We start from the raw sequence: 13,440 nt of genomic DNA on the forward strand, positions 1-13,440 counted from the left end.
GATGTCTTTATTATACAATATATTCATTAATCTGCTCATCTTCGGGATGAAGGTCCTTTCTTTGTTTGATGATAAAACTAAAAAGGGCGTTGAAGGAAGAAAAGAATCTTTACGGAAAGTAAAGGCAAACTTTTCAAAATCCGATAAAGTGATCTGGATGCATGCTTCCAGTCTCGGAGAATATGAACAGGGATTGCCGGTGTTGGAAAAACTGAAAGAAAATTTTTCCGATCATAAAATCCTGGTGACTTTCTTTTCTCCATCCGGATATGAACATGTCGTTAAAAGAAAAAATAAGGCAGATGTAATCTGTTATCTGCCATTTGATAAAAAGTCGTATATAAAAGAATTTGTGGATCAGTTTGATGTTCAACTATTTTTTACGGTGAAATACGATTACTGGTATAACCTGCTGGAAGTGTTAAAAAGCAAAGGGGTTAAGACTTATGTGATTTCCGCTTTATTCTATGACCGGCAATCATTTTTTACCTCCTACGGAAAATGGTTTGTAGAACAGCTGAAGATGAATATCGACTGGATTTTCCATCAGACTGAAATGTCCTACGCACTGGCTAAAACTGTAGGCTTAAGCCAGTCTTCCGTTACCGGCGATACACGGTTCGACCGGGTGAAACAGCTGAGAGACCGCAACAATCATGTGGATTTTATACGGGAATTCATCGGGAATGATATGGCTGTGGTTTTCGGAAGCTCATGGCAGGCAGAGGAAAAAATAGCGGAGGAAGTTTCACAGTTAAGTCCTTATGCCAAACTGATTATTGCGCCTCATGATCTCAAAAGGGTTCAGAATCTGAAGCAGATGTTCCCGGAGGCTCTTCTTTACAGTGAAATTGATAGGTCCGTTAAAAATTCTGATTCAACTGTTTTGATCATCGACAGCATCGGACTGCTTTCCAAACTTTATTCTTATGCAGATATTGCGGTGGTAGGCGGTGGCTTTCACGATGCCGGGCTGCACAATATCCTGGAAGCGGCTACTTTTGGTGTTCCGGTTATTTTCGGTAACCATTATAAAAAAAATCCGGAAGCCGATGAGCTGATTGCCGTCGATGGCGGCCGTTCCTTTGAAAATACCGGGCTTGCTGCCGATTTTGTATTGTTCCTGATCAATAACGGAGAGCTGCTTCAATCGATGTCTGAGAAGGCGGAAAACTTTGTATCGGAAAAACCGGAATCTACCGAACTGATTTTAAGAAAAATCTTATCTTAAAAATCCTCTGCTTCTAATGTCTTTGATCACCTGATCGAAATTCACGGGAATCTGATCGCTGGTCAGCCATTTGAAATCAATACCATTGTTGATGAAAAGCTTCGAGAGGTAATTGTTCCGGAGAATCTTTTCTTTCAGCGGATCCAGGTATTCATCGATCTCCATCCAGTAATCTGCGTCCAGTTTCCGGATCAGCAGAAGGGCCCTGACCGTCTTATTGATCAGGTACAGGTACAGTTTGTAGACATTGTCGAACCGCTGGCGGCTGAGATCTTCGTTATACTTCAGGATTTCATTCACCAACAATAAATTGAGGGTAACTTCTCCGAACTTATCGGTTGTGATTTTTACATGCTCCGTAATTTCCGCGCTTATTTTACGGATCACCGACAGGAAATATTTCTGGTTGCTGATGTATTTTGAAGCCTGAAGAACCTTTTCCTGAACCGTTTCTTCCATGTCATCCCGCTTATTATCCGTTGTTTCAGGATCAATCAGCTCAAAATACAGTTTTTTGGATAGAAGCTTGTCTTTTTTCAACAGTCTGAAAATCAGCCGGTCTTTTTCAGTAGAAGAAAAATTGCTGAGGGCGGCTTTAAACTCTTTTGAATATTCCATTCTTAAATTTAATTAAAAAATTTCGAATATTTCAGAAATCCGTTCATGGCCCAGTTCGCAGTGTAGTATAAAGAGGTAAGGGTAGAGAATCCCATGAATTCTTTATAGACAAGATACTGGTCTTTGATGATGTTTTTCTTTTTTCTCGAAACACTGTTTTCGCGCATCCTGTATTTGGCCAGAGTTTTATTCAGCGGATAGCCTTTGGGGATTTCTTTCAGCAGGTTCAGCCACATCACATGGTCTTCGCGCTTGCTTTTTATGGGAAAGAAAAATTTCCCGGCCCTCCGGGTGTCGTACATCGTTGAAACCGGGGCCAGCCTGCAGGTTTTAAGAAGATTGGAAAATGTAACAACCGTATCCGCCTCAAAGTCCTTTAAAATCGGTTCCATCGTATGCTCATCGCATCTTGAATAATTGCAATAGACCAGTTCTGCCTTGTTTTCCTGCATAAAACCGGTCATGGTTTCCAGGTATTCCGGGTACCAGAGGTCATCGGAGTCCAGAAAGGCAATATATCTTCCTTCCGCCCGTCCGAGGCTTTTATTCCGGGCATTTCCAGCACCGCCGTTTTGTTCCAGCACCTGAAGCTTGATTCTCGGATCCTTGTATTTTCTGATGATTTCAACGGTATGATCCGTAGAACGGTCGTCGGAAATCAGCCATTCCCAGTTTTCATACGTCTGATTCAGGACCGACTGTATGGTTTCCTCAATAAATTCTGCAGAATTATAGGAAGGCGTAATAATAGAAACCAGTTCTTTCATAGATGGATTATAGGAATTTTTTTTCATAAAAGTGCCACGAACTTACTCCTACGGCAATCACCACCAGCATGCAGGCCACAGCCATCAGATACGGGTTATAATCTCGGAAAAGGCCTAAGGCGGTAAAAGTCCGGATAATCGGGAAATGAAAAATATAAATGCCGTAGGTAAAATCACCGTACTTCCCGAAATTGTTCAGGAACTTGAGGGAATAGGCAAGATACAGCACAATAATCCCGATCATCATCGGTGAAAAAAACTGGATGTTTGTTATCAGATCGATCCACACCGTAAGAATGGCAACGATGAAAAGGGTATGTTTATGTCTGATGAACCATTCAAAATTAAAATAAATCAGCATTCCCGGAATGAAATAGGATAGCGTTCCCGGAAGCTGTTTGGCCATTGAAATTTTACCGAGCAATTCAAAATAATTAAGATAAACCAGTGATAGGAAATAGATAATGAGTAAGCTGATATTGCGGTATTTGTTATTCTTTCCGAACAGCAGGAAAAGCAGCGGGACACAGAAGTAATAGCTCATTTCTATTTTCAGGGTCCACAGGGCTCCGTTGACGGCCTGGTTGCCGAACACACCCGGAAGCCACGGGGCTTTGAAATTTAAAAAAATCGAATTCCAGAACAGGTATTTGTAAACCTGCATATTGCTGAAATATTCTCTGAAGGAATAAGTGCTGATCAGGCTTAAGAGAATCGCACAGAGGAAAACCACCAGCAGATAAGCCGGGAGAATTCTCCGGATCCTCTTTCTGAGATAGCTTTTTAAACCGGAAGACCGCTCATAGCTCCTGGCAATTAGAAAACCGCTCACCACAAAAAATCCGAAGACGGCAATTTCCACCGGGCTGTTTTCAAAAATTTTAAGTTCGGGAGAAGCGCTTAAGGCACCCAGATGCCCAACGAAAACGATAAAAGCGAGGAGAACACGGATGAAATCAAAATTATTTTTCGTCAGGTCTTGCATTTGTACTGTTTTGTGCAAAAATAGTTTTTTTCGCAGAATACAAATGGCTTTCTGATGACGAATGTTTATTAAATAAAGGTTATTCGAAAGATTTTATAATGCTCATAAACAGAAAATGATAAAATTTGATAATTTTTTTTCAAAAAAATTGTATAATAATATAAATAAATCATAATTTTAGCCCTTGAAAAATTTGAACATGAAGAAATTAGCATTATTATTTGCAGGTTTATCATTATTCGTAGCAACGGGCTGTAACGATGATACCACGGAAGTGATGGAAGCTCCGCTGGTAGGCGTGTGGCAGCCGATCAAGAAAGTAGTGACCACAGTGCCTACTGTAGGAACGCCGGTTTCCGACGGAATTTCTTTTGATACCACATGTCAGCAAACATCAAGATGGACTTTCTCTTCAGGAAATGCGGGAAAAAGAAAAGATATGGGAGACAGTACGACACCGGGAACCTGTACCCCGACTTTCGACAGAACTTTCAGCTATACCTATGATAAGGAAAGCAAAGCCATCCAGATCAAATATCAGGGGATCGTACAACCGGACCAGGGAAAAATCATCAGCATCAGCGATACTTCCATGAACATCATGATTGAAGATAAAACCGATCCTACGAAGTTCCATTCCGAAACCTATACTTTCAAGAGAATTCCTCAGTAAGCTTCTGAATAATTCAATACACTATACAGAATCTCATCTCAGGATGGGATTTTTTGTTTTATGAGATTTAATTCAAATTTAAATTTCCATTTCTTTTAAAATCATTATTTTTGTGAATATTGAATGAGAGATTACATTATAAACGTAATCCGTTTTCAAAAGTCTAACATCTAACATCTATAATAAACGTGTTTTACGATCATCAGCAGATAGAAAAAAAGTGGCAGAAATACTGGGAAGATAACCAAACGTACAAAACTTCCGACAGCACAGACAAACCTAAATTTTATGTTCTCGATATGTTTCCCTATCCTTCCGGGGCAGGGCTTCACGTAGGCCATCCGCTTGGATATATTGCATCTGATATCTATGCAAGATACAAAAGGCACCAGGGATTCAATGTGCTTCACCCGGTAGGGTATGACAGTTTCGGACTTCCTGCTGAACAGTATGCCATCCAGACCGGACAGCACCCTGCGATCACGACCGAGCAAAATATTACCCGATATGAGGAGCAGCTGCGGAAAATCGGTTTCTCTTTCGACTGGAGCCGCGAAGTAAGAACTTCCGATGCTTCTTATTATAAATGGACCCAGTGGATTTTCATTGAGCTGTTCCATTCATGGTATAATAAGGATACCGATAAGGCCGAACCTATTCAGACGCTTATTCAACATTTTGAAACAAAAGGAACACAGGGACTGAATGCCAACCAGAACGAGGAGCTTGATTTCACCGCAGACGAGTGGAACGCTGCTTCCAATATGGATAAAGAAGACATTCTTCTGAACTACCGTCTGGCTTACCGGGCGGAAACAACCGTGAACTGGTGTCCGGCATTAGGGACGGTTCTGGCAAACGATGAGGTAAAAGACGGAAAATCCGAGAGGGGAGGGTTTCCGGTGTTCCAGAAAAAGATGATGCAGTGGAGCATGAGGATCTCTGCTTATTCCGAAAGATTGTTGCAGGGACTAAAAACACTGGACTGGCCACAGCCCCTGAAAGATTCCCAGGAATACTGGATCGGGAAATCTCAGGGCGCACAGGTGAAGTTCAGCATCGAAGGGCAGAATGAAACGGTGGAAGTCTTCACTACAAGGCCGGATACGATTTTCGGGGCAACCTTCATGGTGCTGGCGCCTGAAAATCCTTTGGTAGAAGCCCTTACGACCGAAGCCCAGAAAACGGAAATCGAAAACTATATCGAAGAAACTTCAAAAAAAACCGAAAGGGACCGGATGTCGGACGTGAAAAACGTTTCAGGTGCCTTTACCGGAAGTTATGCCGTGAATCCTTTCAGCAATGAAAGAATGCCGGTTTTCATTTCGGATTATGTGCTCATGGGTTATGGAACCGGAGCGGTAATGGCCGTTCCTGCGCATGACGAACGCGATCACCGTTTCGCCAGGAAATTCAATCTTGAAATCAAGAAAGTCGTGGAGACGGACGAAGATGTTCAGGAAGCTTCTTTCGATTCCAAAGATTCCGTATGTGTGAATTCCGATTTCTTAAACGGGCTGAATTATAATGATGCCAAAGCACTGATTATTTCCGCTATTGAAAAAAGAGCAATCGGCCACGGAACCACCAACTACAGACAGCGGGACGCGATTTTCTCCAGACAAAGGTACTGGGGAGAACCGGTTCCCGTATATTATAAGGATGGAATGCCTTACACTTTACCGGTTTCTGCACTGCCTTTGGAACTTCCGGAAGTTGAAAAATATTTACCGACTGAAGACGGAGATCCGCCGTTGGGGAATGCGAAAGCATTTGCCTGGGACGAAATCAGCCAGAAAGTCGTGGATACTGGTTTACTAAATGAAACCACCGTTTTCCCATTGGAGTTATCCACGATGCCGGGATGGGCGGGAAGCTCATGGTATTTTTTAAGATACATGGATCCGCACAATGATGAAGCATTTGTAAAAAAAGAACTTACCGAATATTGGGGTCAGGTGGATTTATACATCGGCGGAAGCGAGCATGCGACCGGCCACTTGCTGTATTCCCGTTTCTGGAACATGTTCTTAAAGGACAGAGGATATATCAGTCATAGCGAGCCTTTTCAGAAGCTGATCAACCAGGGGATGATTTTGGGGATGAGTGCGTTTGTGTACAGGATCGATGGTACCAATCAGTATGTATCTAAAAATTTGGCCAAAGAATATCAGACCCAGCAGATCCATGTAGATGTCTCTTTATTAAAAGGAACCTCCGACGAACTGGATACGGAAGCTTTCAAAGCCTGGAGACCGGATTATGCGGATGCTGAATTTATTCTGGAAGACGGAAAATACATTACAGGCCGTGAAGTGGAAAAAATGTCCAAATCAAAATACAATGTTGTTAACCCGGACGACATCTGCGAAGAATACGGAGCCGACGGACTGAGACTATACGAAATGTTCCTTGGACCACTGGAACAATCCAAGCCCTGGAACACGCAAGGATTAAGCGGAGTATACGGATTTTTGAAAAAATTCTGGAATTTATATTTTAATGGTGAGGTTTTTGAAGTTTCTGACGACGAACCTACAAAAGCAGAATATAAAGTTTTACATACCTTAATAAAGAAGGTGGTTTATGACATCGAGAATTTCTCTTTCAATACTTCTGTTTCATCATTTATGATCGCGGTAAATGAACTTCAGAAAATAAAATGCAACAAGCGCAATATTTTAGAACCTCTTGCCGTTATCATTTCTCCGTACGCCCCGCATATCTGTGAAGAGCTCTGGAGCCTGCTGGGTCATAATGAATCCATCGAGTTTGAGAAGTTTCCAGAGCTGAATGAAGATTATCTGGTGGAAGATGAAATCCAATACCCGGTAAGCGTCAATGGTAAAATGAAGTTCAAAATTTCACTTCCTGCTCAGCTTTCGGCAAAAGAAGTGGAAGATGAGGTCCTGAAGGATGAAAAAATGCAACAGATTCTCGACGGTAAAATCCCAAATAAAATCATTGTGGTGCCTCACAGAATTGTGAATATAGTAATTTAAAAAAAAATTAACATTGGCAAATTAAAAAAAATGAAGGCTAAAATTTTTTATATTTTCAATGTAAATATAGAAATTGAAAAATATTGCCAAAAAAAAAGAATATAATTATAATATCGGAAGTGTATTAAAATTTCCTTATCAAAAAAAAGGCAAATGTTTATTTAAGACTCTTGCATTTTAATTATTTTTGCCTTTAATTTACATCTTGTAAAATTTTAAAACAATATAATTTAGTTAAATATGGAAATGAATGTTTCAAAAAATGATGAGCAAGTAATTGCTAGAAAAGCGGGAGGTTTAAACCCGGCTATTATTATTCCTATCATCTTTGCAATAGGAATTTGTATTTATTTATTCGTCTTGGGTAGCCCAGGAAACTTTAAAGATGCAGATAAGCTTGGTGCAGGATCTGTTGCTTTTTCCGATGTTGAAGGAAAAGACATTCACCCAGAGTCGTTCTTAGGTATTATCTACAAAGGAGGGGTTATCGTACCGATCCTTATTACCTTCATGCTTACCGTAATCGTGTTCTCTATTGAAAGAGCATTGGTTTTAGGAAGGGCTGCAGGAAAAGGAAACTTAGACAATTTCGTTATCCAGGTAAGAAGCTTGCTTAATCAGAACAAAATTGATGAAGCTTTGGAAGAGTGCGACAGACAGCAGGGTTCTGTAGGTAATGTAGTGAAAGAAGGTCTTACAACTTACAAGGCTTTATCTCACGATACAACACTGAACAAAGAACAGAAAATGGTAGCGCTTAACAAAGCGATTGAAGAAGCAACCACGCTTGAAATGCCGATGCTTGAGAAAAACATGATGATCCTTTCCACTTTAGGTACGGTTGCAACGTTAGTAGCACTTTTGGGTACGGTAATCGGGATGATCAAGGCCTTCTTTGCATTAGGTTCAGGAGGTGGTACTCCGGATGCGGCTGCACTTTCTACAGGTATTTCCGAGGCTTTGATCAACACGGCTTTAGGTATCGGTACTTCAGCAATCGCTATTATCCTTTATAATTATTTTACTTCTAAAATCGACGGATTGACTTATAAGATCGATGAGATCGCTATGAGCATCCAGCAGTCTTTCGCTGAATTTAACTAATCAGCAGAGAATTGGTCTAAGTAAAAAGAAGTTTAATTAAAAATCATTAATAATAATGGCGAGAGTCAAACCAAAAAGACATGGAGTAGTGACGGATATGACGGCAATGTGTGACGTTGCATTCCTGCTGCTTACATTCTTTATCTTGACCACTCAGTTTAAAAAACCTGACGTGGAGCAGATCAAACCGCCATCTTCAATATCAGAGAAGTTACTTCCTGATGCCAGCTTGATGACCATCAACGCTACTCCGGACGGAAAATTTTATTTCCAGCCCGTAGAGAATGCATCAGAAAGAATACAGCTTTTGGACAATATGGGTAAAAAGTACGGTGTTACTTTTGACAATAATGAAAAAGCTGCATTCCAGAAAGTACAGGCTATCGGCGTTCCTATGAACCAGCTGAAAAGCTATCTTGATTTGCCAGATGACGCGCAGAAGAATTTCAAGAGTCCTACCGGGATTCCTATGGATAGTACAAATAAGCAATTAGTAGATTGGGTAAAAGAAAGTCTGGCCGTTAATCCTGGTTATAAATTAGCCATTAAAGGTGACGTGACTACTGAATATCCGAAAGTGAAAAGCTTATTTGAGGGTTTAAGAGATATCGATTTTCTTAAATTTTGGTTGATTACATCACAAGAAGGTAAACCTAATGAATAATATCATTTAGAAATGGCAGAAGTACAAGTACAGGAAAAAGGCGGGAAAGGCGGCAAGGTTAGGTCCAAGAAGCAGAATACCCGCGTAGATATGACTCCGATGGTGGACTTAGGGTTTCTTTTGATTACCTTCTTTATGTTCACCACGACATTCTCTAAACCGAATGTGATGGATCTGGGTCTTCCGGCAAAACCGAAAGATGACAAACAAAAACCACCTCCAACCGAAATTAAACTTTCAAATTCTATTTCTTTATTATTAGGAAAAGACAATAAGATCTTCTGGCACCAGCAGGATAATACCTCGCTTACCGATCAGAATCTTAACGAAACGACCTTTGATAGAGAAGGGGTGAGAAAGGTGATTGAGCAGGCAAAAGCCAATGCGGCAGATAAATCCAAATTTACAGTGATTATCAAACCGACTGACGATGCCGTATACAAAAACTTTGTGGATATTCTTGACGAAATGGCCATCACCAAAAGTGAGCAGTACGGGGTTACCGATCTGAAACCTTGGGAGAAAGCTATTTACGACAGAAAAGTGGGTAATTCCGGAGCGGCTGCTGCTACAGCACCGGCTACAAAGTAATTTAAACCATAAAATTGTAAATCTATGGCAAATGAAAATGTGTACGATCCGAATCTTACTTTAGATGAGATCGTATTTGAAAATAGAAACAAGGAATATGGCGCGTATGATTTAAGAAATCAGTATCCAAAACTTCTGACAAAATCTTTTATCATCGGAACCGCACTGTTCCTTGTGGCTGCTTTGTCTCCATTCATTTATCTTACCATCAAAAGACTTACCGAGCCGCCTAAACAGGAAGTAAAGGCAGAGTTGGTAGATGTCCTGCAGGAAGATAAAATTATCGAGCAGCCGAAAGAAAAAGAACCACCTCCACCGCCACCTCCGCCAAAAGAGGAAAAAATCGAGGTTATTCAGAACGTAGTTCCTGAGCCTGTAAAAGCTCCAAAAATTGAAACACCGCCGCCGCCAATTTCCAAGCAGTTGGAAACGACGACCGGTCTGAACAATCAGGAAGGGGTGAAAGCTCCGGCTTATACACCGCCACCACCGCCGCCATCTACCGGTACAAGAACATCAACTGCAGAGGTTAAACCTCAGGTTAATGAAAACCAGGTGTATACGGAGGTAGAGCAGACTGCAGAATTCCCTGGTGGGATCAATGCATTCCGTAATAAGGTTTCAAGTAACTTCGACGGTTCTGCAATGAACGGAGATGAAGGTACAGTAAAAACAGAAATCACTTTCGTAGTAGAGAGAGATGGAAGTATCACCGATGTGAAGGCGTCAGGAGGAAATTCCGATTTCAATTCTGAAGCGATCAGAACAATCAAATCGATTAAAAACAAATGGACTCCGGCTAAAATCAACGGACAGTCTGTACGTTACCGATTCAGATTACCGCTGACTATGAATTTTGAAGGATAATTATATTATCTATCTTTTAAATAATACGAAAAAAGAGAAGCTTATGCTTCTCTTTTTATTTTTTTTGGTATTTTTGTTAGATGATGTTCAATTGGTTATCCCTCGTTACGGGGTTATTTTATATCGTTCTGGGAGGTGTTGTAATTTTTTACAAATTCTTCTTCACCGTACTGGAACCGGGTGTCGCTTATGCATTGGGTGCACTGCTTATTCTCTATGGGATTTTCAGGATCTACAGAGCAATTACAAGAATCAAAAGTTCAGGAAATGAAGAGTAGGATTACCATGATGATGCTGTTTGTTCTCAGTGTAATAACAAGCGGCTGTAAAAACGAAGATAAGTCGCCATCTTATCATAAAGGGGAAATGACGATTCTTACAGATGAATCTTTCAAAAGTGTAACCGAAGCTCTGGCGGAAGGATACATGATCAATTACCCTGAAACAAAAATTAAAGTTTCCACAAAAAAAGAGGATCTCGGATTTCTTGATTTATTGAATGATAAGGCAAGAATTGTTGTCATGTCGAGAGATCTGTCTCCTGAAGAAATGAAAACCTACAAGGAGCGTGTTGACCGTAATTTTTTACCGGCCCGCTTTGCTGCCGATGCCGTGGTTTTTATTGTTCCTAAAAATTCAACCAAAGAAAGTATTTCTATGGACGAAATAAGTAAAGGGATGCAGTCTGAAAACAAAGAGTTTATTTTTGACGGAACAAATTCCAGCAATCTTAATTTTGTTGCACAGAGGCTTAAGAAACAGCCCAGAGATTTAAAATTTTCCGTAATTCCCGGCAATAAAAATATTATTGAAGAGTTAAATAAGTATCCTGACAAAATCGGGGTTATCGGATTAAATACTTTCAGCCGGCCTTATGACAAGGAATCTGAACAACTTAGGAACAAGGTTAAGATTCTTCCTGTTGAAAGCCATGGGAAACTCTATGATACGGATTATGAAAACCTACGGAAAATGAATTATCCCTTTACCAGAGTTTTGTATTTTTTAACAAATGAAGGCAACTTCAACATTGCTAACGGTTTTATCCGGTATTCCTGCACCCAGCTTGGGCAGATGATCGTTCAGAAAGAAGGATTGCAGCCTTATAACCTGTACAGAAGAGAAGTACAGATGCGTTAAAAAGTATTAAATTAATCCTTTAACCAAAATAATTATAGTATTTTGGTCTGGAAATTGTGTCAATATAAATCGAAATTTAGATTAGAATTATAAAATGAAAGATATAATGAATATGAATGTAAAGAAGATTGCCTTTGGTGCGGCAGTGGTGTTTTTTACCAACTTTGCCTTTGCGCAGACCGTACAGGACGGGATCAACAGCGTAGACAGCGATAAATATGCTCAGGCAAAAACTAATTTTACGAACATGATTGCTTCAGCACCTACGGCTGAAAATTACTTCTACTTAGGAAATACCTATTTAAAACAAGGGGAGCCTGATTACGCAGCGGCTACCGATAATTTTAATAAAGGCCTTGCAGCAGACAGCAAAAGCTATTTAAATAAACTTGGACTTGCCACCGTAAAGCTCGGAAAAGGTGATAAAAATGCAGTAGCCGAGATCCAGAAAATTGTATCGGATTCCCGTGAAAAAGATGCTGAAGTACTTTTCAGAGCTGCTGAAGCGTTGACTTTATTTGAAAAGAACAACTCGCCGGACCTTGCAATCCAATTCCTGAATAAGGCTATTGAAAGAGCAGAGAAGAAAGGGGTTCCTGCCTATTATTACTATACTTTAGGAGACGCTTACCGTCTGAAAAGAATGCCGGGAGATGCAATGACTGCTTATGATAAGGCACTTCCGTTAGCAAAGAACAAGGCTTCTGTTTATACAAGAATCGGTACGCTTTGGATGGCTGCACAACAATGGCAGCAGGCAAAAACAAGTATTGATAAGGCAATTGCAACTGATCCGAGCTATGCTCCTGCTTATAAAGCATTAGCTGCCTATGACATTAGATACCAGCAGAACGCAAAAGCAACTCAGGATCTGATCAACTATACAAAATATGCGGATGAAGATCCTTATACCCAGCTGGAAATTGCCAAGCTTTATTTTACCAATGAAGATTATGCAAACTCCAAGCAGGTATTGGATAAAATTTTTGATAAGATCAATGATCCGATCAAATTTAAACTGCGGGCTTATCAATTGTATGCCGATGGAAAATATGCGGAAGCCAAGCAAAATATGGATAATTTCATTTCTCAGGCTGAAAAGTCGAGAGTGCAGCCGGCCGATCAGGGGCTTCAGGGACTTATCGCTGCAGGTCTGGCTAAAACGGAGACAGATGCAGCTAAGAAAACAGCTTTGATGACGGAGGCTCAGCAAAAAGTGGCAATTGCAAAAGCAGCTAAGGACGAGACGCTGAAATGGGATATGGAACTGGTGAAAATTGCCGGAGGAGGCGGAGCTTCCCAGGCTGATGTAGATGCCGGTCCGACAAATCCTGTAATTGAAGGGTTAAAGCAAAAAGTGGCTGCCAATGCGCAGGATTCAGATTCTCTGTTTAAATTGGCAACAGCTTACCAGGATGCTAAAAACTGGAACGGAGCGATCATGACATGGCAGAAAATGAATGCCCTTCTACCGGATTGGGCACCTGGATACTACAGCTTAGGGTATTCTTACCAGCAGGCGGGAAACAACGATGCAGCAAAGATGGCTTACGAAAAATTCATCAGTACGGTAAAACCGGCTGATCAGGAAGCTAACAAGCAGACTTTAGCATATGCTTACTTCGCAGTAGCGTACATGAACAAAGATTCAGATCCTGCAAAGGCTAAAGAATATGTTGCAAAATCAGTTCAGCTGGATCCTACTTATCAGGATGCTGTAAAACTGAATGCAGAGATCAATAAATAATTTAATTTTAAATTAGAGATAATAGACTTCCCATCCTTAATGTTTGGGAAG

13 protein-coding genes are annotated in these 13,440 nt (G+C 40.6%); 10 read left to right on the plus strand and 3 right to left on the minus strand.

The window, feature by feature from the left end; genetic code table 11:
• Nucleotide 1 precedes the first annotated feature (1 nt).
• A complete protein-coding gene (locus CHA01nite_RS12930; RefSeq protein WP_146942008.1) occupies nt 2–1,231 on the plus strand; it encodes a 3-deoxy-D-manno-octulosonic acid transferase in 1,230 nt (409 codons plus the stop codon).
• Here the strand turns inward: CHA01nite_RS12930 and CHA01nite_RS12935 are convergent.
• Genes CHA01nite_RS12935 through CHA01nite_RS12945 form a run of 3 tightly spaced genes read right to left on the minus strand, consistent with a single transcriptional unit; the run spans nt 1,223 to nt 3,601 of the window.
• The gene (locus CHA01nite_RS12935; protein WP_146942011.1) at nt 1,223–1,849 is read right to left on the minus strand and encodes a deoxyuridine 5'-triphosphate nucleotidohydrolase; all 627 of its coding nucleotides are present in this window, start codon (nt 1,847–1,849) and stop codon (nt 1,223–1,225) included. The two genes, CHA01nite_RS12930 and CHA01nite_RS12935, sit on opposite strands and share 9 nt — an antisense overlap.
• A gap of 8 nt (nt 1,850–1,857) precedes the next feature.
• Complete coding sequence (locus CHA01nite_RS12940) at nt 1,858–2,616, minus strand: glycosyltransferase family 2 protein (RefSeq protein WP_146942013.1); 759 nt, start codon at nt 2,614–2,616, stop codon at nt 1,858–1,860.
• A 7-nt stretch (nt 2,617–2,623) separates the two neighbouring features.
• Nucleotides 2,624–3,601 carry an acyltransferase family protein gene (locus CHA01nite_RS12945; RefSeq protein ID WP_146942015.1) on the minus strand — a complete coding sequence of 326 codons (978 nt, stop codon included), beginning with the start codon at nt 3,599–3,601 and terminating at the stop codon, nt 2,624–2,626.
• Between the two features lie 199 nt (nt 3,602–3,800).
• On the opposite strand from CHA01nite_RS12945, the gene CHA01nite_RS12950 reads away from it, so the two are divergent.
• The 9 genes from CHA01nite_RS12950 (at nt 3,801) to CHA01nite_RS12990 (ending at nt 13,389) form a co-directional block, all read left to right on the plus strand.
• Nucleotides 3,801–4,274, plus strand: coding sequence for a lipocalin family protein (locus CHA01nite_RS12950; RefSeq protein ID WP_146942017.1), 474 nt, complete (start codon nt 3,801–3,803; stop codon nt 4,272–4,274).
• Nucleotides 4,275–4,462: 188 nt separating this feature from the next.
• Complete coding sequence (leuS, locus tag CHA01nite_RS12955; RefSeq protein WP_146942019.1) at nt 4,463–7,276, plus strand: leucine--tRNA ligase; 2,814 nt, start codon at nt 4,463–4,465, stop codon at nt 7,274–7,276.
• Between the two features lie 240 nt (nt 7,277–7,516).
• On the plus strand, nt 7,517–8,380 hold the full coding sequence (locus CHA01nite_RS12960; protein ID WP_146942021.1) for a MotA/TolQ/ExbB proton channel family protein: 864 nt from the start codon (nt 7,517–7,519) through the stop codon (nt 8,378–8,380).
• Nucleotides 8,381–8,435: 55 nt separating this feature from the next.
• Complete coding sequence (locus CHA01nite_RS12965) at nt 8,436–9,044, plus strand: ExbD/TolR family protein (RefSeq protein WP_146942022.1); 609 nt, start codon at nt 8,436–8,438, stop codon at nt 9,042–9,044.
• Nucleotides 9,045–9,056: 12 nt separating this feature from the next.
• The gene (locus CHA01nite_RS12970) at nt 9,057–9,635 is read left to right on the plus strand and encodes an ExbD/TolR family protein (protein WP_146942024.1); all 579 of its coding nucleotides are present in this window, start codon (nt 9,057–9,059) and stop codon (nt 9,633–9,635) included.
• 24 nt (nt 9,636–9,659) lie between these two features.
• Nucleotides 9,660–10,502, plus strand: coding sequence for an energy transducer TonB (locus tag CHA01nite_RS12975; RefSeq protein ID WP_146942026.1), 843 nt, complete (start codon nt 9,660–9,662; stop codon nt 10,500–10,502).
• Between the two features lie 80 nt (nt 10,503–10,582).
• Nucleotides 10,583–10,780, plus strand: coding sequence for a C4-dicarboxylate ABC transporter (locus CHA01nite_RS12980; protein WP_174771827.1), 198 nt, complete (start codon nt 10,583–10,585; stop codon nt 10,778–10,780).
• A complete protein-coding gene (locus tag CHA01nite_RS12985; RefSeq protein ID WP_146942028.1) occupies nt 10,770–11,642 on the plus strand; it encodes a PstS family phosphate ABC transporter substrate-binding protein in 873 nt (290 codons plus the stop codon). The genes CHA01nite_RS12980 and CHA01nite_RS12985 overlap by 11 nt, the downstream gene beginning before the upstream one ends.
• A gap of 94 nt (nt 11,643–11,736) precedes the next feature.
• Nucleotides 11,737–13,389, plus strand: a complete 1,653-nt coding sequence (locus CHA01nite_RS12990) for a tetratricopeptide repeat protein (RefSeq protein ID WP_146942030.1) — start codon at nt 11,737–11,739, stop codon at nt 13,387–13,389.
• Nucleotides 13,390–13,440 lie beyond the last annotated feature (51 nt).

This window comes from Chryseobacterium hagamense, from assembly GCF_007991455.1.
Taxonomy (GTDB): domain Bacteria; phylum Bacteroidota; class Bacteroidia; order Flavobacteriales; family Weeksellaceae; genus Chryseobacterium; species Chryseobacterium hagamense.

Coding starts and splice junctions, on each gene's coding strand:
- CHA01nite_RS12970 (WP_146942024.1), top strand. CDS start 9,057: ATGGCAGAAGTACAAGTACAGGAAAAAGGCGGGAAAGGCGGCAAGGTT.
- CHA01nite_RS12975 (WP_146942026.1), top strand. CDS start 9,660: ATGGCAAATGAAAATGTGTACGATCCGAATCTTACTTTAGATGAGATC.
- CHA01nite_RS12965 (WP_146942022.1), top strand. CDS start 8,436: ATGGCGAGAGTCAAACCAAAAAGACATGGAGTAGTGACGGATATGACG.
- CHA01nite_RS12935 (WP_146942011.1), bottom strand. CDS start 1,849: ATGGAATATTCAAAAGAGTTTAAAGCCGCCCTCAGCAATTTTTCTTCT.
- CHA01nite_RS12930 (WP_146942008.1), top strand. CDS start 2: ATGTCTTTATTATACAATATATTCATTAATCTGCTCATCTTCGGGATG.
- CHA01nite_RS12945 (WP_146942015.1), bottom strand. CDS start 3,601: ATGCAAGACCTGACGAAAAATAATTTTGATTTCATCCGTGTTCTCCTC.
- CHA01nite_RS12990 (WP_146942030.1), top strand. CDS start 11,737: ATGAAAGATATAATGAATATGAATGTAAAGAAGATTGCCTTTGGTGCG.
- CHA01nite_RS12960 (WP_146942021.1), top strand. CDS start 7,517: ATGGAAATGAATGTTTCAAAAAATGATGAGCAAGTAATTGCTAGAAAA.
- CHA01nite_RS12985 (WP_146942028.1), top strand. CDS start 10,770: ATGAAGAGTAGGATTACCATGATGATGCTGTTTGTTCTCAGTGTAATA.
- CHA01nite_RS12950 (WP_146942017.1), top strand. CDS start 3,801: ATGAAGAAATTAGCATTATTATTTGCAGGTTTATCATTATTCGTAGCA.
- CHA01nite_RS12940 (WP_146942013.1), bottom strand. CDS start 2,616: ATGAAAGAACTGGTTTCTATTATTACGCCTTCCTATAATTCTGCAGAA.
- CHA01nite_RS12980 (WP_174771827.1), top strand. CDS start 10,583: ATGATGTTCAATTGGTTATCCCTCGTTACGGGGTTATTTTATATCGTT.